Consider the following 21,157-nt stretch of genomic DNA (forward strand, 5'->3'; position numbering starts at 1 on the left):
TCTAAGTTAATAAATACACCATTTGAAAGTTAATTTTCGCGCCACAAAAATAGTATAGATTAAAAAAGGCCGCCGCGGTTGGCGGCAGCCTTTTTTTAGGGTTTTTCTTACTTCAACCACTTGTCGGCGGCTTTCTGCAGTTCTCCCCGGGTCTCCAAAAGATCCCAGAGAAAATTCAGCACGCGCACATAGTCGGGATCGTCCTTCTGGATCATAAAGCCCAACTTGTTGATCGGCGTCAGCGGTTTATCGATAAAAGCCGCGTAGAGCCTGTCGTCTTTTTGCGCGTAAAGCAGCGCCTCAAAGGTTTCCGTGATCATGACGTCCCCTTTTCCCTCGGCGATCAATCCCGGAATCTCGGCGTTCTTTTCGTGGGTGGAAACCGTCGCTCCCGTGAGATTGGCCAGCACAAAGGCCTCGTTTGTCCCGCCCGGGTTCTTGATCACGCGGACTTCGGGCTTGTTCATGCTTTCCAGCGTCGTGTACTTGTCCTTGTCCGTTTTTCGAATCAGGGCCACTTTACCGAAGGGCGCGTATCCCGGCAGAAACTCGTACTGGGAAACCCGGGTCGGATTTCTCGTGATGCCGCCCAGGGCAAGGTCGTACTTGTCCTCTTTGAGGTCGGTCAGGAGATTCTTCCAGACCGTCGGCACATACTCGACCGTGACGCCCAGTTCCTTCGCGATGAGCTCGATGACATCGATGTCATAACCCTCGTATTTTCCGTCGGTCAGCATGGAAAAGGGCCTGTAATCCCCGGGTGTTCCCACCCGCAGCACTTTTTTGGAAAGAATCGCGTCCAAACGGTCCCCCGCGTAGGCGCAGGCGGCGGTCAGCACGACCAATACCGCAATCAGCACATTTCTCAAACTTTTTTTCATGGTAACCCCCTTGCTATAACAGTTATTTTTTTGTTGCTTTTTTACACGATTTTATTTGAGTACGCCGATTTCTTTGTAATATTTTTCGGCGCCCGGGTGGAGCGGCAGATTGGCGATATCGCTGACGGCGTCGGCGGCTTTGACGCCGGTGAGACCTTTGTTGCTCTCGGCCAGTTTCTCCACATTTTCCCAGAATACCTTGGTGAGGTCATAGACGGTCTGCTCGCTCAAATCCGCCGTCGTGAACATGACCATTTTGATGGCCGTCGTCTGGATGTCCTTGTCCTGCCCGGCGTAAGTCCCCGCGGGGATCGTGAGTTTGGCGTACCAGGGATAATCTTTTTGCAGATTGGCGATCACGGCGTCGTCGATGTTGAGGATCACGGCGCCCGCAGTGGAGGTGGCTTCCGTCACGGCGGCGTTGCCGAGGGCGGCCATGATCCAGGCCCCGTCAAGCTGCTTGTTCCGGATCATGTCGACGGCTTCCGTAAAGCCGATGTTTTCCACTTTGATGTCGTCGGGATACTTCAGTCCGGCGGCGGTAAAATGGTTCTTCGATTCCCCTTCGGTGGAGCTTCCGACGGCGCCTGTGGCAAAGTGGGCGCCCTTCATCTTGGCGAGGCTGTCGATGCCCGAGGCCTTCGTGACGATGACCTGGTTGGGGTTGTAGTACAGCCCGCCGATCACGCGGAATTTCTCGTTTTTCCGTCCGTCAAAGGTCCCGGTTCCCGTGTAGGACTCATAGCAGTTGGAGCTGATCGCGATGCTGACCTGGGCTTCCCCCATGGCGAGAAGGTTCAGATTTTCGACGCCGCCGCCCGAGGCCTGGGAACTGGCTTTCACATAGTCAATTTTTGTCGTCCAGAGGTTGGTGATGGCGGCCCCCAGCGGATAGAGGGCGCCGGTTGTGGCGGCCGTGGGGAAATTGATCGTTACCGTAGATTTGGCAAAGGCTGTCGCGCCTGCCAGTAAAACGAGGATCAGTACACAAATTTTGCAGAACAGTTTTCTCATGATGTTATTCCATCTCCTTCTTTTTTTGGTATATTTGAATGATAAAAATCACTGCGAACAAGATGAGGCCGGCGACATCAGAAATCCTTTCGGGGCTGATCGTACAGAGGGCGGCCACAAACAGCGCGGCGCGCACGGGCCAGCCCAGTTTCCGGAAAAACATGCCCTGAAGGGCCGCGGTCAGGCCGATGACGCCGATCGTCGCCGTCGCCGCGGCTTGCGCCGTCGTCAGGAAGGGCGCGTCCGTCGCCCCGATCAAAAGGACCGGATTCCCCAGAAAGAAAAAGGGGACAAGAAAGCCGGTCATGCCCAATTTCATCGCGATAAAGGACGTCTTTGTCTGATTGGCGCCCGCGAGACCCGCGGCCACATAGGAACTCATGGCGACGGGAGGCGTGATATTGGACAGGCAGGCGTAGATCAGGCAGAACATGTGGGCCGCCACAGGCAACACGCCGATATCGATCAAAACGGGAATCGCCACGGCCACCACAATCACGTAAGCCGCGACGCCGGGGACGCCCATGCCCAAGATCGTACTCATGATCATGACCATGAGGCCGCCCAGATAGAGCTGGTCCTTCCCGACGACCGAAAGGATCACGTAGCCCATGGAAAGCCCGAGGCTCGTCAGAGACACCGTCCCGATGATGATCCCGATTACGACGCAGGAAATCCCGACGCCGACAGCGCCTCTGGCCCCTTCGTCCAGGGCTTTCAGAATGACGGCCGGGGACATCCGCGTTTCCTTCCGGAAGGCCGCCGCGAGCACCGTCGCGATGATCGCGTAAACGGCCGCGTAAAGCGGCGTGTAACCCATAAACATCATGGCCATCAGGACCGCGAGGGGAATCACGAGATGACCTTCCTTTTTGATGACTTCCAGAGCGCCGGGAATATTTTCGGGCGAAAGTCCCTTGAGTCCCAGCCGTTTGGCCTCGAAATGCACGGCAAACATCAGCGAAAGATAATAGAGAAAGGCGGGAATCGCCGCCGCAACCATGACCTTGCTGTAGCTCATCCCCAAAAATTCCGCCATGACGAAGCCCACGGCCCCCATGATGGGCGGGCAGAACTGCCCTCCGGTGGACGCCACCGCTTCCACGGCCGCCGCGAATTCGCTGCGGTAGCCGGTTTCCTTCATCAGGGGGATCGTAATGGTCCCGGTTGTTACCACATTGGCCACGGCGGATCCGTTGATCATGCCGATCAGGGCGCTTGCCACGACGGCGACCTTGGCGGGCCCCCCCGGCGATCTTCCCACGAGCGTCATGGCCACGTCGTTGATGAACTTGCTGAATCCGCTGTATTTGAGAAAGGCCCCGAAGAGCACAAAGAGAAAAATATAGCTTGCCGAAACGCCGATCCCGACGCCGAAAATTCCCTGACTGCCCCAGGAGAGGTGGCTCAGGACCCGGCGCAGGGAAAATCCGTTGTGTCCGAGACTACCGGGGATGTATTTCCCGATAAAATTGTAGAGAAAAAAGACGAGTCCGAGGACGGCGAGACTGGTCGACGCCCGCCTTGCGGCCTCAAAGACCAGCAGGATCGCGGCTGCTGCGACAATATACTCAAATTTTGTGAAAAAGCCCATGCTCCGGGCGACTCTCGGATAATTCACGATCATATACCCGAACGTCAGGACGGTCAGCGCGACGAGAACCAGATCCCACAGGGGAGGCGCCGTCCGGCGTTTGCGTTCTTTTTTGACCGTCGGATACAAGAGGAGCGTGAAGATGATGAGAAACATGCAATGGCCCATTCTGAGGCTCATGGCGTTGATGGTCCGGACATTGACCCAGACCTGCAACAGGGCCCAGGCCGCCAGAAGGCCCACAAGAAGCTTGGCGAAAGGCCCCTCGTATATGCGCGTCCGCGCGTCGGCGTCCTTTTCCTCCAGGAGTTTTTGCGCGATTTCTTCTATGTTTTGCTGTGCCAATTGGTATCCTCCGCGATGTTTGATTTTCGAAAATATGGCTATATTATATCACAAAAGAGAAATTTTCCCTATATGTTCACCGAAAAAATTGCGCCGGTATGTCTCATATCATAGCACATCCGGAAAAAAGGGTACAGCCCACAATTAAAAAAAAATCTTTGTTCGCCCCGCTTTTCTGAAAAAGCCCCCTTTTCGCAAATTCCGGCGCACACCGGGGAAAAACCTGTTCGGTCTGCTTGCGCGCTTTTGTTTTCATCGGGAAAAATACGAAAATTTCGTGCAAAAATTTCAAAGATCCTGTATAATAAAGGTGGTAACAAAAAATGAATACTCGGACGGTTAACATGCAAAATCTCGAAAAAGCAAAAACAAAATTGAAAAAAGCAAAGAAAATCGTGGTCAAGGTCGGCACATCCACCCTGACCCACAGCAACGGCAAAATCAACCTCGAGCTGATCAATAAGCTCAGTTGGGTCCTGACGGCGCTGATCAACGAAGGACGGGAGTTGATTCTCGTCACCTCAGGCGCCATCGGCGTAGGGGCCACAAAGCTGAATTTCCGCAAACGACCCACGGTGGCCGAGGAAAAACAGGCCGCGGCGGCCATCGGACAGGCCGCCCTCATGCAGATCTACCAGAATTTTTTCGGCCAATACAATCAGACGACGGCCCAGATTCTTTTGACGAAAGACGACTTCAAAGACGGGGAGCGCAAGACCAATACCCGCAACACCTTCGCCACCCTGCTCCGCTTCGGCGTCCTTCCGATCGTCAACAACAATGATACGATTTCCACGGACGAAATCGGTTTTTCCGATAACGATATCCTGTCGGCGGGCGTCGCCTCCATCCTCAACGCGGATCTTTTGATCCTCATGACCGATATCGACGCGCTCTACGACAGCAATCCCAAGACAAATCCCGGAGCGAAACGGATCCCCTATGTCCCGAAGATCTCAAAGGAAGTGGCCGACGTCTCGGGCGGCAAGGGGAGCACATTCAGCGTGGGCGGCATGGAGACAAAGATCGCGGCCGCGGAACTGTGCTACGAACACGGAGTTCTCATGGCGATTCTCGACGGCTCTGATCCCGCGGGAATCCTTGATCTCATCGGCGGAAAAGATCTCGGCACCATCTTTGATGTCAAGGGGGAATAAAATGACGCTGGAAATGATCGGGCAGGCCGCGAAAAAAGCGGCCGCTGAACTGGCCCAATGCTCAACGGACAAAAAAAATAATGCGCTCCGGCAGGCAGCTGACGCCCTCGTTGCCCGCTCGGCGGAGTTGCTTGCGGAAAATCTAAAAGACGTCGGGGCGGCTGTCCGGAACAAAGTCAAAAGCGCCTTTATCGACAGGCTTACGCTGACGGAAAAACGAATTGCCGATTTGGCCAAGGGCCTCCGGGACGTGGCGGCCTTGAACGATCCCGTGGGCGAATACGTCCTGACCAAGACGCTTCCCAACGGCCTCATTTTAGGGCAAAGGCGGGTCCCCCTGGGCGTCATCGCCATCATCTATGAGTCCCGGCCCAACGTGACTTCGGACGCCTTCGGCCTCTGCCTCAAAGCCGGAAACGCGACGATCCTCAGAGGCGGCAAAGAAGCCATCGGGACAAACCTCAAAATCGTGGAAATCCTCAGGGAAGCCCTCGCGCAAAGCGGCGTCAATCCAGACGCCGTCCAGATCCTCTCCGACACGAGCCATGAAACGGCGGCAAAGCTCATGGGTCTCCGGGAATATGTGGACGTCCTGATCCCCAGAGGCGGCGCCAACCTCATTTCGAGCGTCATTCAAAACAGCTCCGTCCCCTGTATCGAAACGGGGCTCGGCAACTGTCATGTCTTCATGGATGAAAGCGGCGACCCCCAAAAGGCGGTCCCGATTATTATCAACGCCAAGACCCAGCGGCCGGGGGTCTGTAACGCCATGGAAAAGCTCCTGATCCACGAGGCGATCTATCAGGACTTCGCGCCTGTGATCGCGGCGGCCCTGCGGGAAAAAGGCGTCGAAATCCGCGGCGACGACAGGATCGCCGCCGTGGTCCCCGAGGTGATTCCGGCCACGGAAGAGGACTGGTATACGGAATATGAAGACTATATTATCGCCATCAAGGTCGTCAAAGATCTCGACGAGGCCATCGCCCACATCGGACGCTACAGCACGAAGCACTCGGAAGCCATCATCACCGAGCATTACGGCAACGCCCAGCGTTTCCTCAACGAAATCGACGCGGCGGCCGTCTACGTCAACGCCTCCACGCGCTTTACCGACGGCGGGGAATTCGGCTTCGGGGCCGAAATCGGGATCAGTACGCAAAAATTGCACGCGAGGGGTCCCATGGGGCTCAAAGAACTCACGAGCACAAAATACGTCATCTACGGAAACGGACAAATCCGGAAATAAACGCGGCGTCCCGGGACGCCAGGGAGTGGATCACTATGAATATTATGCTGTTTGGAGCGCCGGGCGCCGGCAAGGGCACACAGGCAAAATTCATCGAGGAAAGATACGGTATTCCCCAGGTATCCACGGGCGATATCCTGCGAGCGGCCGTAGCCGAAGGGACACCCATGGGGCTTGAGGCCAAACGCTACATGGGGGAGGGGAAACTCGTGCCCGACGAGACCATGATCGGCGTCATCCGCGAACGGCTCGTCAAGGACGACTGCCGCAAGGGCTTCATTTTGGACGGCTTCCCCCGGACGCTGCCCCAGGCCGAGGCTCTGGACGTCCTGATGAAGGAAATGGGGAAGACCCTCGACAAAGTCATTTCCCTCAATGTCCCCGACGAGCTGATCGCCGAGCGGGTAACGGGGCGGCGGGTCTGCAAATCCTGCGGCGCTTCCTTTCACGTCAAATTTTCCACGCCGAAAAAAGAAGGGATCTGCGATCTCTGCGGCGGGGAGCTCTTTACGAGAAAAGACGACAACGCCGAAACCATAGGAAAGCGACTCGTCGAATACCACAAACAGACGGCCCCCGTCTTTCATTACTACAAGGAAAAAGGTCTCCTGGCGGAACTGGACGGAACAAAGGACGTGGCCCGGGTGACCCAAGAAATTTTCGCGCTGCTGGGCTGAAACCCGGAACGGAGCGAGGATCGGAGAACAATTTTTCATGGCATTGATCAAAACATTGGATGAAATCAAAAAAATCAAAAAGGCAAACGAAATTCTGGCCCGCCTGTACCGGGACATCCTGCCGCCCCATATCCGGCCGGGCGTCACGACAGGCGAAATCAACGCAATCGCCGACGATTATATCCGCTCGCAAGGAGCGAGGCCGGCCTGCATCGGCGTCCCGGGGGCCGTACAGCCCTTTCCGGCGGCCTGCTGCATCTCCGTCAACGAGGAGGTCATCCACGGCATACCCGGCGGGAGAAAGCTCCGGGCCGGAGACGTGATCAGCATCGACAGCTGCACGGAACTGAACGGTTATTACGGGGATGCGGCGATCACCTACCCCGTGGGGGAAATCGACGAAGCCGCCAAAAAACTCCTTGAAGTCACGGAAAAAGCCAGGGAAATCGGAATCGCTCAGGCCGTTGCGGGCAATCGGATCGGGGACATCAGCCACGCGATCCAGCGCTGGGTTGAACAACAGGGCTTTTCCGTTATCCGGGAATACGCGGGGCACGGCGTCGGCAACGATATCCACGAAGATCCTGTGATTCCCAATTACGGCAGGGCCGCGCGGGGCATGAAAATCGAAAACGGTATGGTCCTCGCCATCGAGCCCATGGTCAACGCGGGAAGTTATAAGATCGCGCTTCTTGCCGACGGCTGGACCGTCGTCGCCAGGGACGGCAAAAAATCAGCCCATTTTGAGCACTCCATTGCGATCGTAGACGGAAAACCTCTGATACTGAGCATCGAGGACTGAGAAGGCACAAAAAATTGAAAAAAACCATAAATTTTCTCACGAAACGCTGGACTTATTCCAAATAAAATGGTATAATACTATGTATTTCTATTCGATCGGAGGAAACATGTCGAAGAAAGATGTAATCGAATTAGAAGGGACGATCGTCGAGGCCCTTCCCAATGCTATGTTCAAAATTGAACTGGAGAACGGGCACACGATATTAGGCCACATTTCCGGCAAGATGCGCATGAACTACATCAAGATCCTGCCGGGAGATACGGTAACCGTACAGATCTCCCCCTATGACCTGTCAAGAGGACGGATCGTGTACAGAAAGAAAAATTAACCATCAGAAAACAGAACGAAAACCAGAGAAAAAGGAGGCGAACACCGTTGAAAGTAAGAGTATCGATCAAACCCATGTGCGACAAATGCAAGATCATCAAACGGCACGGAAAAATCCGGGTCATCTGCGAAAATCCGAAACACAAACAGGTACAGGGCTGATGCGGCGACGCGAGGCGGCAATTGACAATCAAACAAAATCTTGAAAACGGACAATTCTATTGTAAAGACATGGCGCGCCGTAGGGCCGTTATCCCGGAAAATCACGCGATTTGCGGGACCATGTCGAGGAAAGTATTTCTGCCTGTTTTTATTTACAGGTAAAATAGATTGATTTCTGATCAATGACCAAGGAGGAAAAAGTTTGGCAAGAATAGCAGGGGTCGATATCCCCAGAAACAAGAGAGTCGAAATCGCTTTGACTTATATCTACGGAATCGGGAGACCGACATCGCAGAAAATATTGAAAGATACCGGCGTCAACTTTGACACGCGGGTCAAAGACCTGACGGAAGAAGAAGTCAACAAAATCCGGGAAGCCATCAAAGACGTCCGGGTTGAGGGTGACCTGAAGAAGGAAGTCAGACTGTCCGTAAAACGTCTGATGGACATCAAGTGTTACAGAGGCTTGCGGCACAAAGTGGGGCTCCCCGTCAGAGGGCAGCACACGAAGCGTAACGCGAGAACGGCCAAGGGTCCCAAGAAACCCATCAAGAAATAAGGAGGAGGTCAAAAGTTGGCTAAGAAACCAGTAGCGAAAGTGAAGAAAAAGACGAAGAACATTCCCGTGGGCGTCGTTCATATCCATTCCACGTTCAACAATACCATCATTGCCATCACGGATCCCGAAGGACGGGTAGTGAGCTGGAGATCCGGCGGAACGTCCGGCTTCAAGGGCACAAAGAAGGGAACGCCCTTCGCGGCCCAGATCGCGGCCGAACAGGCGGCCAACATCGCCAAAGACAACGGCATGCGCAAAGTGGAAGTCAAGGTCAAGGGACCGGGCTCGGGCCGGGAAGCCTGTATCCGCTCCATCCAGGCCACAGGCCTCGAAGTGACCAAGATCACAGACGTAACGCCCTTCCCCCACAACGGGTGCAGACCGCCCAAGAGAAGACGGGTGTAGTTTTGCCCGGAAGGGACTATTCGGACGTCCTTTGGGGACGGAATCACACAGAGCAGTTCAATTCAGATTAAGGAGGAAAAACACAAGATGGCAAGAAATAGAACGCCGATATTGAAAAAATGCCGGGCTCTCGGTTTGGATCCCGTGGTTTTGGGTGTCAGCAAATCCTCCCGGAGAGGTATCCGGCCCAACGCCAACAAAAAACCGACGGAATACGCGATTCAGTTGAAAGAAAAGCAAAAAGCGAAATTTATTTATAACGTCATGGAAAAACAGTTCCACAAATTATACGAGGAAGCGGCCAGAAAGCTGGGCGTAACGGGCTTGACCCTCATCGAGTACCTCGAACGGCGGCTCGAAAACGTCGTATACCGCCTGGGCTTTGCCAAGACGCGGCGGCAGGCGCGGCAGATCGTCAGTCACGGACACATCACCGTAAACGGCAGACGGGTGGATATCCCCTCTTACCGGGTGAAAGTCGGAGACGTGATTTCCGTTGTGGAAAATTCCAAAAACCTCGTCGTGATCAAAGAGGCTCTGGAAGAGTCAAGAATTCCCGCGTGGATGGAATTGGATAAAAGTGCTTTTACCGGAAAAATTTTACAAAACCCCACAAAAGAGGACCTGGATTTTGACCTGAATGAATCCCTGATCGTAGAATTCTATTCCAGATAATAACACTTTTATTTAGGGAGTTGATTAAATGTTAAAAATAGAAAAGCAAGCGAGAGGAATTCATATTACTGAGAATAAAGAGAGCGCGTTTAAGGGGTCATATGTAGTGGAACCGCTATACCGGGGATATGGGAACACAGTTGGGAATGCCTTGCGTAGAGTTTTGCTTTCTTCTATTCCGGGCGCCGCGATCAAAGGGATTCGCATCGAAGGAGTATTAAGCGAATTTTCGGTGATTGAGGGCATCAAAGAGGCCGTGACGGAAATCGTACTCAATGTCAAAGAGATCGTGGTCAAGGCGGAAAGCGCCGGCGAAAAGCGCATGACGCTCTCTGTCAAGGGGCCGAAAGTCGTGACGGCGGCGGATATCATCCCCGACCTCGGATTGGAAATCGTCAACCCCGAACAGGTGATCTGCGACATCACCACAGACCGGGAACTGGACATCGAATTTCTCGTGGATACCGGCGAAGGCTTCGTCGTATCGGACGAAATCGACAGAAAGGACTGGCCCGTGGACTACATCGCCGTGGACGCCATCTATACGCCGATCCGGAAGGTGGCCTACAACGTCAAAGATACCATGGTCGGCCGGATGACGGATTTCGACAAGCTGACCATCGACATCGAGACCGACGGCAGCGTGGAGATCAGAGACGCCATTTCCTATGCCATAGAGCTGTTGCAGCTGCACTTCGCGCCCTTCCTCGAGATCGGCACCAAGATGGAGAACCTGCGCGGCGAGAGCGAAGAAGAAGAGCCCCAGGAAGAGCCGAAAAAAGAAGAGAGCGTCCTGAGCGCCAAGATCGAGGAGCTGGATCTGACCGTCCGGTCCTTCAACTGTCTGAAAAAGGCCGGCATCGAAGAGGTCAGCCAACTGGCCAAGCTCTCCATGGGCGAGCTCCTGAAAATCAGAAATTTAGGGAGAAAATCGCTGGACGAAATCCTTGAGAAAATGAAGGAATTGGGTTACGATCTGTCGCAAAACGGATCCGGAGAAAACTAATTAAGGAGGAGAAACGGAAATGAATCACAATAAATCGTATCGCAAATTGGGCAGAAGAGCCGACCACAGGATGGCCATGCTGAAGAACATGTCCGTCTCCGTGCTCGTGCACGAACGGGTGGAGACCACGGTGACCCGGGCCAAGGAAGTCCGCAAATTTGTAGAACGGATGATCACCTTCGGCAAGAAAAATACGCTGGCTTCCCGCAGGAACGCCTTTGCCTTCCTTCGGAACGAATATGCCGTGGCAAAACTGTTTTCGGATATCGCGCCGAAATACGCCGAAAGAAACGGCGGCTACACACGAATCGTGAAAACATCGGTCCGCTCCGGAGATTCGGCGGAAATGGCCATTCTCGAGTTGGTATAAAACCGCTTGTCCATGAAGAAAACGCTCTGAACGGGGGTAAGGTTACGCCCGCGGAGAGCGTTTTTTATTTACCGGAAAAATGGAAAGGCTTTTGTCTGTCCGGTGAACAAAAAGATTCCCGCTCTCTTGACAGGCGGGCAAAATTGTGGTAATATCATAGTGTACAGATTTAGAATACATTGTATACAAAATTTCGCGCAACGTTCTGATTTGATACATATACTATGGTAATATCAGGAGGAGAAAACGATGAAATTGAAAAAAATGTGGATCACGGGACTTTGTTTGTTTATGCTTTCGGGCGCGCTCTTCGCGAAGAAGATCGCGGTGACCTTCGCGGGGACGGAAGCGGCCACCACGGGTCAGAGCCGGATGATGCAGGCCGTGGCCGACAAGCTGGTCGCCAGCGGCAAATTTGAGGCGACGGTTCTCGTAAACGGCGCCCTTTCCGGAGATACGGACGCCCTTGTGACCCAGGCCAAGATGGGCGTACCCCTGGTGGTTCCCTCGGACCCCGGGAGACTGGCCAGCCAGTTCAACATTCCCGATCTCAATATCCTCATGGCCCCCTATATCCTCACGGATCCCGCGGTCCTGACAAAATTGCCCGAGACGCCCCTTTTCAATGAGTGGCAGGAAAAACTGAAGGCCCAGGGGATTTATTTCGCGGCCGACATGTACAACGGCTTCCGGAGCTTCTACACGACAAAACCCGTGGCCAAAGTCGCCGACCTTAAAGGTCTGCGGATCAGGGGATTCGGCAACGCCATCGGCAACGCCCTGGCCAAATATTTCGGCTTCGCCAATATCGGCATTACCTGGGGCGAAGTGCTCCCCGGCATCCAACAGAAGACCCTGGACGGCTGCGAAGTGCAGGTCGCCACGGCTTACGGCTCGGCCATCTACGAAGTCGCCAAATACCTGACGCTGACAAAGCACTATATGTTGCAGAGCTCTTTCGTCTGCTCCACAAAGCTGCTGGACGGCATGTCCGCCGAGGACCGGGAATTTTTCCTGAAGACGATCCGGGAGACCGCCACCGAATACAGCCTGATCATCGCGTCGGAAGAGACGAAATTCTACGATCAGATGAAGGAAAAGGGCGAGACGATCACCGAAGTGGATCTGAAGGAGTGGCAGGACGCCATCGCGCCCCTGTATACGAACAACGATCTGAAATTCACCGAAGGGCTCAAAGACAGATTGTTCAAAGAACTGGGCCTGTAAGACGCGACAACGCAAAAAATCCTGAGGAGGGAGCGGCGGGGATAATCCCCGCCAGCGAACTCCTCTGTTTGCAAATACGGAGGTCCTATGAAAAAAATCTACGCGGCCTTTTGCAAGATTGAGGTCGTTTTGTGTTGCGCGGGCTTCATGTTTCTGATTGCCTTCGTCTTTCTATCGGCCATATTGCGCATGTTTCGGGTATCTCTTTCCTGGAATATCGACCTGGCCATGCTGCTCTTGGCCTGGACGGCCTTTATGGGGGCCGATATCGCCTGGCGGAGCGGGCAGTTGGTGGGGATTGATCTCTTTACCCGGAATTTTCCCGAACGCGTGCAAAGAGGCGTCGAAATCCTGATTTACGTTATCATTCTCATTACGATGGCCGTGATCTTTATTTTCGGCATGCGCCTCGCCTGGACCGAACGGGTCCGGACCTACCAGTCCATGCCGATCCCTTACTCATTGGTCACGCTGGGATTGGCGCTTCCGGCCGCTTCCATGGTCATCTCGACAATCCTCAAAATCCGCGGCGCCGTCGGGCGTTACGGCCAAACGGGAGGTGGGCGATAGCATGGGCTTACTGATCTCCTGCTTTGTGATTTTTCTCGTTCTCGGCATGCCGATTGCTTTCGTGATCGGGATCGCCGGTTTCGCCTATTTCGCGTCCCAGGCCATTCTGCCCTTTGAGGGAGCCGTGCAGATGGTCGTGCTTCAGAGCCAGTCTTTCGCCTTTCTGGCTGTCCCCTTCTTTATTTTCGCGGGGAATCTCATGAACGTTTCGGGCATTACGGAGCATCTGCTGAGCCTCGCGCGGCTTTTGACCCGGCGCATGTATGGCGGAACGGCCCAGATCAGCGTTGTCTTGAGTACGCTCATGGGGGGCGTATCGGGCTCGGCCACGGCGGACGCCGCCATGGAGACCCGGATCCTCGCTCCGGAGATGATGCGGATCGGTTACAGCAAAGGCTATATCTGCTCGGTCAACTGCCTCACGGCCCTGATTACGGCCACGATCCCGCCGAGCCTGGGGCTCATTATTTTCGGCTTTGTCGGGGAAGTCTCCATCGCACGGCTCTTCGCGGGGGGAATCATCCCCGGAATCCTGATGATGGCCTTCCTGATGGCGACCACCAGCGTCACGAGCCGACTCAAGCGCTACGATCCGCCCAAGGCCGACGCGCCAAAGCTCACGATGAAAGAACTCCTGGACAACCTCAAGGATTCCGCCTGGGCCCTGATGTTCCCGATCATCCTGATCTTCGGAATCCGCTTCGGTCTCTTCACGCCGTCGGAATCGGGGGCCTTCGCCGTCGTCTACGCCCTCGTGATCGGAAAATTCGTCTATAAAAAGCTCACGTGGCAGACCTTCAAGGAAGCCCTCGTAACGACGATCAAAGATAACGGCGCCATCATGCTTATTATCGCCATGTCGGGCCCCTTCAGCTACGCGATCACCTGGGTGCGGGTACCGGTCGTCTTAAGCCGGTTCCTGTTCGGCATAACGACAAACCCGCAGATCATGGTGCTCCTGATGCTGGGCTTCCTCTTTATCTCGGGCATGTTCGTGGACAGCAACGTCAATTTCCTGCTGCTGACGCCCATATTCCTCCCCATGGTCAAGCAAATGGGGATCGATCCCGTGCATTTCGGCGTCCTCATGGCGACCATGGTGACTCTGGGGGTGATGACACCTCCCATCGGCTCGGCCCTCTACACGGTCTGCGGCATCATCGACTGCCCTGTGGAGGAATATACGAAAGAATCGCTGCCCTTCCTGGGCGCGGTGATTCTCGAACTGGCAATCCTTGTGTTCTTTCCCGGCGTCGTAACCTGGATACCGAACATGATTTTTGGTAAATAACAGATGAAAAAAGGAGGTAATTATGGAAAACGCAAAGTGCAAAAAACCTTTGATACTCCTCGTTCTCTCTCTTGTTCTCCTGATTATCGGCGCGTTTATTTCCCGTTATATCTGGACGTCGAAAGGAACCGTACGCATTGAGGAAGTGGAATTTACCGATGACAACGGCGCTCCGCTCCGGGGGATAGTCTATATTCCCAATGGGGTGACGGCGGAAAATCCCGCTCCGGGTGTCATCGTCAACCACGGCTATTCTTCGTCCACGGACGCGCTGGAACTGGACGCCATCGAACTCTCGCGCAGAGGTCTCGTCGTGATGGCCATGGACGGCTATGACCACGGGACTTCGGGCGCGCCCACGCCCCTGAAAAAAGCCGACGCCACCACCGGCGACTACGGGATTTACTCCGTTGTCCAATATTTTGGGAAACTGCCCTATGTGGACAAGACGAAGATCGGCGTAACCGGCCATTCCATGGGCGCGGAAAATTCCCGGGGCTCGACCCTCCGGTCCTACCAGGCCCATGAGACCGATCCTTCGATCATCACGCCCAAGGCCGTCTTCCTTCAGGCCAATTCGCCGAAGCTGACCAAGGAAGGCGTCGAACCTCTGAACGCCTACCCGATTGACTACGGCGTAAGCGTCGGCCGCTGGGATGAATTCGCGATTATGCTCTGGGGCATCCCCAAGGCCTCCGATTACAAAAACACCAAGGCCTTCAAGGCCATGGTCGGCATAGAAGCCCCCGAGTACGACACGCTCTACGCCTACGGGAGCGACACGCCCCTGACCCGCGAGCAGGCCATACAAGCCGGAGAAGAAGGCAAGCTGAGAATCGGGTGGATCCAGGACAACACGCATTCCTTCCTCTGCTTCAACGGTCTGGCCGCCGCGAGAACCCTCGAGTTTTTCGACCTCTCGCTCTGCGGGGGGAAACTCGCCGAAAAACTTCCCTACACCGACCAAATCTGGCATTACAAGGTGATCGGCGCGTCCATGATGCTCGCGGGCTTTGTTTTGCTGATGATCGCCCTCGGCATGACCCTGCTGCAAACGGCGTTTTTCAAACCCATCGTGCAGCCGGAACCCGTAAGTCTCATCACGCTCCACGACGGGAAGGCCAAAGGCATGTATACGGCCTTTTATGTGTTTTCCTTCCTCGTGCCCGCCTTTCTCTTTACTTGGGCCAATGAAATCCGCGTTCACGCGACCTGGGCCAATGTCATCGCGCCCCAGATCAAGTTTCCGACTACGAATTTCTGGAACCTGCCCGTGGTAAACGGCGCGGTTGTCTTTAACGTCGTGCACGGGGCCATTATGATCGCGCTCTTCGCGGTGATCTATTTCCTGATCGCGAAACCCAACGGCGGTAAATTCTCCAGTACGGGCCTGACCGTATCGCCCGAAAAAATCGGAAAATCCATTCTGCTGGCCATCGTGGTCTTCGTGATCTTCTATATCGTCGTTCACATTTTCCACGCCGCGACCGGCATGGAATTCGGCTTCTACAAATTCTACATCAAAGCCATGAGCGCGGACAAATGGGGCAGATTCATCAAATACTTCCTGTTCTTCTTCGTGTACGCCCTGATCAGCGGCGTGCTCCTGAACAGCATTACGCGCGTCAACGGCCTCAAGGAATGGCAGAATTTCCTCCTGATGCTCGTCGTGAGCGTAGGCGGTCTCGCTTTGTTCCAGTTTGTAAACTATCAAGTGCTCTACAAAACCGGCTATCAGCTGCTGTTCTTCGTACCGGGAACGGCGGCGGCCAAAGGGGCCGTCCCCGTAGGGGCTCTGGCTGCGGCGGGACTGACGGGCGGCGGGCTGCCCAACTGCTACAGCGGCATCGTCCTCTACGCTTCGTTCTTCTCGGTACCGGCCGGAACGGTCCTGACCCGGGTATTTTACAAAAAAACCGGCAACGTATGGGCCGGCGCCATGCTGGTCGGACTCTTCTCCACGTTCCTCGCCGTGTGCGGCGCCAATGTGGGGCGGATTTTGTAAATCCTTCCAAGAGCCTTGCGCGAATAATTCAAAATGGGGCGGCGCAACCGCGCGCCCCATTTTGTGATGGATCGTTTTCCGATAAGTTGTTCCCGGACGGGCCTTCGCTTCTTTATCTGATCAGCACGAGATGGCGGGGAATCCCCTCGACCATCACCGGCGGCACGTCGCCCTGAATCAGCGGGGTCACATAATCGATAAATTCGTGGGTCACATAGGTCCCGTCTTCGGTGATCCAGTTCCTCGGCACCAGTTTTTCGTCATTGGCGATCTTGTGCACGTCGTAGATCCCCGTGGAGCACTGGTAGGGATCGTCGGAGACCCGGTCGATAACGACCATTTTGCCGCTTTCTCCTTCATCGGCGGCTTTGACGGCCGCTCCGCCCACCATGAAGGCCTCGTTGACGTCGATCCGCGACGACAGATGGGAGGCGCTCCGCTGCAGCGTGGAAAGTTCGATGCTCCTGGTCTTGACGCCCAATTCCCCCGCCACAAAGCTCGCCAGATAGTTGGCGGTGCCCGAAAGCTGTTTGTGACCGAAGGCGTCCACGTAATCGCTGGACGAAGCGACGTCGCAGACATAGCGCCCGTCCTTGAGCTTGATGCCTTCGGAAACGCAGACGACCAGCGAATGCTTCTTCTTAAACAGCGCCTTGACTTTTTCGATGAAGGCTCCGGGATCGAAAGGCAATTCCGGCAGGTAGATCAGATCGGGCCCGTCGCAGTCCTCGCCCCTGGAGAGGGCGGAGGCGCCCGTGAGCCAGCCGGCGTTTCTCCCCATGATCTCCACGATGGTGATCACGTCTTTTTTGTAGCTCAGACCCACGCCGTCCCGGATGAGTTCCTTGACCGAGGTCCCGATGTATTTGGCGGCGCTGCCGTAACCCGGCGTATGGTCCGTCAGGGCCAGGTCGTTGTCGATGGTCTTGGGGACGCCGATAAATTTCTGCTCGTGCCCGAACAGAATCGCGTAATCGTATAATTTTTTGATCGTATCCATGGAATCGTTGCCGCCGATATAGATAAAGCCTTCGATTTCCAGTTTGTTCAGAATTTCGAAAATCTTTTCGTACATTTGCTTGTTTTCATGGATTTCCGGCAGTTTGAAGCGGCAGGACCCCAGAAAGGCCGAAGGGGTACGCTTCAGAATCTCGCTGTCCAGCTCGTTTTTGATTTGGGTGGACAAATCCACGTATTGTTCGTCCAAAAATCCCTGGATGCCGTGAAGCATCCCGTAGATCTTTTGGAAGCCTCTGTCTTTCGCGGTTTTGTACACCCCCGCGAGACTGGAGTTGATGACGGCGGTCGGTCCGCCCGACTGCCCGACGATGATGTTTCTTTTCATTTCCTTTCATACCTCCGCTGATAATTGAAATTTCGGGTCACCGCGCTCCGGCGGGCCCGTTGTGGCGATCAATAGATAAAGCTGTCGTTGAAATAGGCGACAAGGGAACGCAGTTCTTTTTCCGTACTGCCGACGGTATAGATATCGATCCCCGCGATGCCGTTCTTGCAGGCATACTCAAGGGAAATGATCTGATCGTTTTTCGCGTTGGTCACGAGGTAAAAGCGGGAAGAAGTCGCGTTCCGATCGGGGTTGAAATAGGTGAGGACAAGCTTGTTGACGTAAGGGGAGCTCTTGAGGGAATTGACGATGATATCGAGCTCGGGCAGCATATCGGTCCGGAGGATCACGTCCTTGTCATAGGGCGACCAGGCTGTGCGGTAATTGGGCAGATGACTCGTGTCCGTGGAGATCTTCGTGTAGAATTCGCCGAAGGCCGAAAGGGAGATCATCTCCTTGCCGTTGATTTCGAGGCGTTCGATAAAATCCAGCATCCTTGTGTCTTCGGCTAAAAAATGCGCCACTTTTTCCGGCGGGACATAGTCCGTGTTCCGGAATGTATCGAAAAATTCCCGGTGTTCCCAATAATAATTATAGTCAATTCGTACGGGAAATGGCGATATTTCCGTGATCTCTGAAAATTCATCGAACATGAAATACGAACGGACATGAAGGATCTGGGCCATCATGCCCACGATAAAGATTTCGGCCTTGTAGCCGCCCACCGTACAGACGCCGACATTCACGCGATTGCCGACTTTTTCATTGATAATGGCGTTGATCTCCTCGATCAGGGCCCTGAGGCCGTATACGCGAAAATCCAGATGATTCCGCTTGTTCAGCTTGTAAATGATCTTTTTTTCCGTCGTTTCGCCCAATTTGTGCTTTTTGATGATTTTCTCCAGCACCTCGGCGGCCAGTTTTCCGTTTTCGGAATCGTGAACGACCAAAAAGATCCGTTTTCCGGAAAAAAAACCCTTGTCGAGCATGTTTTTCAGGGCGAAGGCTTCGGGACTGACGCTGGAGTCGCTGAGAATATCCCCGTTTTTTTTCTCAAAGTACTCGAGAATATCGTCGGCGACCGGACTGCTTTTTGAGGCCCGGGCCTCTTTATAGTCCTCCACAAGCTTCGTTCCTACGGTCATGATCAGATTGTCCATTTTCGTCCTCCTTTTTGTTTCAGGAACTGCGTTTTCCTTATATTATGCCACTTACCGCAAAAAATGTCAAGGGTTGAGGGAGAATTTGCCGTTTATTGCGGAAAAATTTTCCGCTTCCCCTTGACAGCAAGCCGGGAAACTGGTATACTTTTTAGAGCCGGGACAAATATCGGATGGAAAGGTGGCCGAGCGGTTGAAGGCACATGTCTCGAAAACATGCATACCCTCCGGGTATCGGGGGTTCGAATCCCCCCCTTTCCGCCATTTGAACATAACGCGAACCAGACATGAACGTTTTCAGGGATCAGGGTCGCTTTTGTTTTATTTTCCGGCAAACGGGGGCAAATTTGGCTGAAACACAAGATTTCAGGCTTGTCAATCGAATTTGATCAGAAGGAGGGGTGTTATGAGCGTAGTTTCCATCGTCAGAACAAAAGGGGAAGAGGAGAAAGCCATCGCGCAGGCGGTAAGGGAAGCGGTGCGGGAGGCGGGGGGCATGTCCGCCGTGGTGAAACCGGGCTGGACCGTCATCGTAAAACCCAATTGGGTGGCCGTTCCGCCTGAACGGCTCACGGGCGCCATAACCCGCTGGGAAGTGACGAAGGCCGTGGCCGATCTCGTCAAGGAGGCGGGCGCGAGACCCATTATCGCGGAGTCATCGGCCGCCGGCGTCGATACGGAAAAAGTGATCGAAAAAGCGGAATATACCATCCTACGGGAGCAGGGCTACGAGGTCATCGATCTCAAGAAAGAAACCCCTGTCCTCGCGAAAGTCCCAGGAAAGGGGAAAGTCTTTGATGAAATGCGGACCTGGGCGCTTGTCACGAAGGCCGACGCCTTTATCAGCGTTCCGGTACTGAAGACCCATGACCAGACGGAAGTGACGCTGGGCATGAAAAATATGAAAGGCTTGATCTCTGACGCCCACAAAAAGGACTTTCACCGCTATGGCGTCATCGAAGGGGTCGTCGATCTCCTGACGGTATTCAAGCCGGTCCTCACGGTCATCGACGGGACCGTGGGCCAGGAGGGGCTCGGCCCCATATTCGGCAATCCCGTTCCCATGGGCCTCATCATCGCGTCCACGGATATCGTGGCGGCCGACGCCGTGGGCGGCAAAATCGTGGGTTACGAACCGCGGGATGTGCCCATCACGGTCAGCGCCAACGCCCGGGGTCTCGGGGAGATGGACCTTTCGAAAATCGAAATCCGGGGCGTTCCCATTGCCGATGTGGCGCGCCGCTTCGTGCGGGCCTGCGAGACAAAGATCGAGGGGCTGCCGCCCTTTGAGCTGCTTTTTGACGAAGGGACCTGTACCGGCTGCCGGAATACGGTCGTCAGCGTCTTGATGGACCTCAAGACCCAAAATCTCGAGTCCTGTCTCAAGGACAAATGCATCGTCTGCGGGCCCTTAAAGGCCGAAAGAATCCCCGCTGGTCTTGCCAAAGAACAGCTGATCGTCGTCGGCATCTGCGCCAAAGCGCTCGCCGAAAAAGGGGTCTTTGTGCCCGGCTGCCCGCCCAACAATTCCTATGTGGTTGAGGCCGTCGTAGGGAAAGAAATCGGCGCCAGATACTGAAAAAAAGGATATTTTTATGAAAAGAGTTTTGGACAGACTGGTTCGGCGCTACAACACAAAAGCCTTCATCGATACGGATCCCGTGAAATTCCCCCGCCGCTGCAAAAAGCTGCAGGACATTGAAATCACGGCATTTTTGGTTGCGTCTGTGACCTGGGGCAACAGGAAAGCCATTTTGTCAAGCTGCGAGAAAATGCTTGAAAAATTGGGCCAAAGCCCCTATGACTTTGTGATGGAAGGCGCATATGAAAAATTGGGCGCGGGAAATATTCACCGCACGTTTTTTGAAGGCGATATGGCCCATATGCTGCGCGGTTTCCGGCTGATCTACGAGCAGAACCGGAGCATGAACGCCTTTCTCAAGCGGAAAAGAGTAAAAACGCCTTGGGACGTCGCCCGGGCGCTGCAGGCGGAAATGACCCGGGCCAACGACGGCCGCGTCAATCCCAAATGTATGCCGGTCAATTTTGAAAAAACGGCCCTGAAGCGGATCAACCTCGCCCTGCGCTGGCTTGTTCGGCAAGACGGCATTGTGGATCTGGGCGTCTGGGACTGTCTTTCCCCGGCGGACCTTTTTATTCCCCTCGATGTGCACGCGGGAAATACGGCCCGCCGTCTGTCACTTTTGCAACGCAAACAGAACGACCGGCAGGCCGTACAGGAATTGACCGCGGTTTTACGCGGGTTTTGCCCCGAAGATCCCGTCAAATACGATTTTGCCCTCTTCGGCGCCGGGATCGCGGAGCGGCTATGAGTCAGC

22 protein-coding genes and 1 tRNA gene are annotated in these 21,157 nt (G+C 54.5%); 18 read left to right on the plus strand and 5 right to left on the minus strand.

What is annotated here, in order from left to right; genetic code table 11:
* Nucleotides 1–107: 107 nt before the first annotated feature.
* Genes LBQ97_04195 through LBQ97_04205 form a run of 3 tightly spaced genes read right to left on the minus strand, consistent with a single transcriptional unit; the run spans nt 108 to nt 3,834 of the window.
* Nucleotides 108–881: a transporter substrate-binding domain-containing protein gene (locus LBQ97_04195; protein ID MDR1831920.1), complete on the minus strand. Its 774-nt coding sequence runs from the start codon at nt 879–881 to the stop codon at nt 108–110.
* A gap of 51 nt (nt 882–932) precedes the next feature.
* A complete protein-coding gene (locus tag LBQ97_04200) occupies nt 933–1,895 on the minus strand; it encodes a TAXI family TRAP transporter solute-binding subunit (GenBank protein MDR1831921.1) in 963 nt (320 codons plus the stop codon).
* Nucleotides 1,896–1,899: 4 nt separating this feature from the next.
* Complete coding sequence (locus LBQ97_04205; protein MDR1831922.1) at nt 1,900–3,834, minus strand: TRAP transporter fused permease subunit; 1,935 nt, start codon at nt 3,832–3,834, stop codon at nt 1,900–1,902.
* 344 nt (nt 3,835–4,178) lie between these two features.
* Here LBQ97_04205 and proB point away from each other — a divergent pair, with 344 nt between their 5' ends.
* The 15 genes from proB (at nt 4,179) to LBQ97_04280 (ending at nt 16,313) form a co-directional block, all read left to right on the plus strand.
* Entirely contained in the window at nt 4,179–4,991 is an 813-nt protein-coding gene (gene proB, locus LBQ97_04210) for a glutamate 5-kinase (protein MDR1831923.1), read from the plus strand.
* Nucleotide 4,992: 1 nt separating this feature from the next.
* Nucleotides 4,993–6,237: a glutamate-5-semialdehyde dehydrogenase gene (locus tag LBQ97_04215; GenBank protein ID MDR1831924.1), complete on the plus strand. Its 1,245-nt coding sequence runs from the start codon at nt 4,993–4,995 to the stop codon at nt 6,235–6,237.
* 35 nt (nt 6,238–6,272) lie between these two features.
* The gene (locus tag LBQ97_04220) at nt 6,273–6,914 is read left to right on the plus strand and encodes an adenylate kinase (GenBank protein MDR1831925.1); all 642 of its coding nucleotides are present in this window, start codon (nt 6,273–6,275) and stop codon (nt 6,912–6,914) included.
* Between the two features lie 37 nt (nt 6,915–6,951).
* Entirely contained in the window at nt 6,952–7,716 is a 765-nt protein-coding gene (map, locus tag LBQ97_04225) for a type I methionyl aminopeptidase (protein MDR1831926.1), read from the plus strand.
* A gap of 106 nt (nt 7,717–7,822) precedes the next feature.
* Nucleotides 7,823–8,044: a translation initiation factor IF-1 gene (gene infA, locus LBQ97_04230; GenBank protein MDR1831927.1), complete on the plus strand. Its 222-nt coding sequence runs from the start codon at nt 7,823–7,825 to the stop codon at nt 8,042–8,044.
* Between the two features lie 47 nt (nt 8,045–8,091).
* Complete coding sequence (gene rpmJ / locus LBQ97_04235; GenBank protein ID MDR1831928.1) at nt 8,092–8,205, plus strand: 50S ribosomal protein L36; 114 nt, start codon at nt 8,092–8,094, stop codon at nt 8,203–8,205.
* A 202-nt stretch (nt 8,206–8,407) separates the two neighbouring features.
* Nucleotides 8,408–8,764: a 30S ribosomal protein S13 gene (gene rpsM, locus LBQ97_04240; protein MDR1831929.1), complete on the plus strand. Its 357-nt coding sequence runs from the start codon at nt 8,408–8,410 to the stop codon at nt 8,762–8,764.
* Between the two features lie 15 nt (nt 8,765–8,779).
* A complete protein-coding gene (gene rpsK / locus LBQ97_04245; protein ID MDR1831930.1) occupies nt 8,780–9,169 on the plus strand; it encodes a 30S ribosomal protein S11 in 390 nt (129 codons plus the stop codon).
* An 87-nt stretch (nt 9,170–9,256) separates the two neighbouring features.
* A complete protein-coding gene (gene rpsD, locus LBQ97_04250) occupies nt 9,257–9,844 on the plus strand; it encodes a 30S ribosomal protein S4 (protein ID MDR1831931.1) in 588 nt (195 codons plus the stop codon).
* Nucleotides 9,845–9,872: 28 nt separating this feature from the next.
* Entirely contained in the window at nt 9,873–10,850 is a 978-nt protein-coding gene (locus LBQ97_04255; GenBank protein ID MDR1831932.1) for a DNA-directed RNA polymerase subunit alpha, read from the plus strand.
* Nucleotides 10,851–10,869: 19 nt separating this feature from the next.
* Nucleotides 10,870–11,220: a 50S ribosomal protein L17 gene (gene rplQ / locus LBQ97_04260; protein MDR1831933.1), complete on the plus strand. Its 351-nt coding sequence runs from the start codon at nt 10,870–10,872 to the stop codon at nt 11,218–11,220.
* A 249-nt stretch (nt 11,221–11,469) separates the two neighbouring features.
* Nucleotides 11,470–12,447, plus strand: coding sequence for a TRAP transporter substrate-binding protein DctP (gene dctP, locus LBQ97_04265; protein MDR1831934.1), 978 nt, complete (start codon nt 11,470–11,472; stop codon nt 12,445–12,447).
* An 87-nt stretch (nt 12,448–12,534) separates the two neighbouring features.
* On the plus strand, nt 12,535–13,017 hold the full coding sequence (locus tag LBQ97_04270) for a TRAP transporter small permease subunit (GenBank protein ID MDR1831935.1): 483 nt from the start codon (nt 12,535–12,537) through the stop codon (nt 13,015–13,017).
* A 1-nt stretch (nt 13,018) separates the two neighbouring features.
* On the plus strand, nt 13,019–14,308 hold the full coding sequence (locus LBQ97_04275) for a TRAP transporter large permease (protein MDR1831936.1): 1,290 nt from the start codon (nt 13,019–13,021) through the stop codon (nt 14,306–14,308).
* Between the two features lie 22 nt (nt 14,309–14,330).
* A complete protein-coding gene (locus LBQ97_04280; protein ID MDR1831937.1) occupies nt 14,331–16,313 on the plus strand; it encodes an alpha/beta hydrolase in 1,983 nt (660 codons plus the stop codon).
* Between the two features lie 112 nt (nt 16,314–16,425).
* On the opposite strand, the gene LBQ97_04285 is transcribed toward LBQ97_04280, so the two are convergent.
* Nucleotides 16,426–17,658, minus strand: coding sequence for a 6-phosphofructokinase (locus LBQ97_04285; protein MDR1831938.1), 1,233 nt, complete (start codon nt 17,656–17,658; stop codon nt 16,426–16,428).
* A 68-nt stretch (nt 17,659–17,726) separates the two neighbouring features.
* On the minus strand, nt 17,727–18,818 hold the full coding sequence (locus tag LBQ97_04290; GenBank protein ID MDR1831939.1) for an antitoxin: 1,092 nt from the start codon (nt 18,816–18,818) through the stop codon (nt 17,727–17,729).
* A 175-nt stretch (nt 18,819–18,993) separates the two neighbouring features.
* Between LBQ97_04290 and LBQ97_04295 the strand changes: the two genes are divergently transcribed.
* The 3 genes from LBQ97_04295 to LBQ97_04305 all read left to right on the plus strand — a co-directional run bounded on the left by LBQ97_04295 (nt 18,994) and on the right by LBQ97_04305 (nt 21,151).
* A tRNA-Ser gene (locus LBQ97_04295) sits at nt 18,994–19,082 on the plus strand.
* A 142-nt stretch (nt 19,083–19,224) separates the two neighbouring features.
* The gene (locus tag LBQ97_04300; protein ID MDR1831940.1) at nt 19,225–20,397 is read left to right on the plus strand and encodes a DUF362 domain-containing protein; all 1,173 of its coding nucleotides are present in this window, start codon (nt 19,225–19,227) and stop codon (nt 20,395–20,397) included.
* 16 nt (nt 20,398–20,413) lie between these two features.
* A complete protein-coding gene (locus LBQ97_04305; GenBank protein MDR1831941.1) occupies nt 20,414–21,151 on the plus strand; it encodes a TIGR02757 family protein in 738 nt (245 codons plus the stop codon).
* Nucleotides 21,152–21,157: the final 6 nt, after the last annotated feature.

This window comes from Fusobacteriaceae bacterium (assembly GCA_031272775.1).
Classification (GTDB): Bacteria; Fusobacteriota; Fusobacteriia; order Fusobacteriales; family Fusobacteriaceae; genus JAISST01.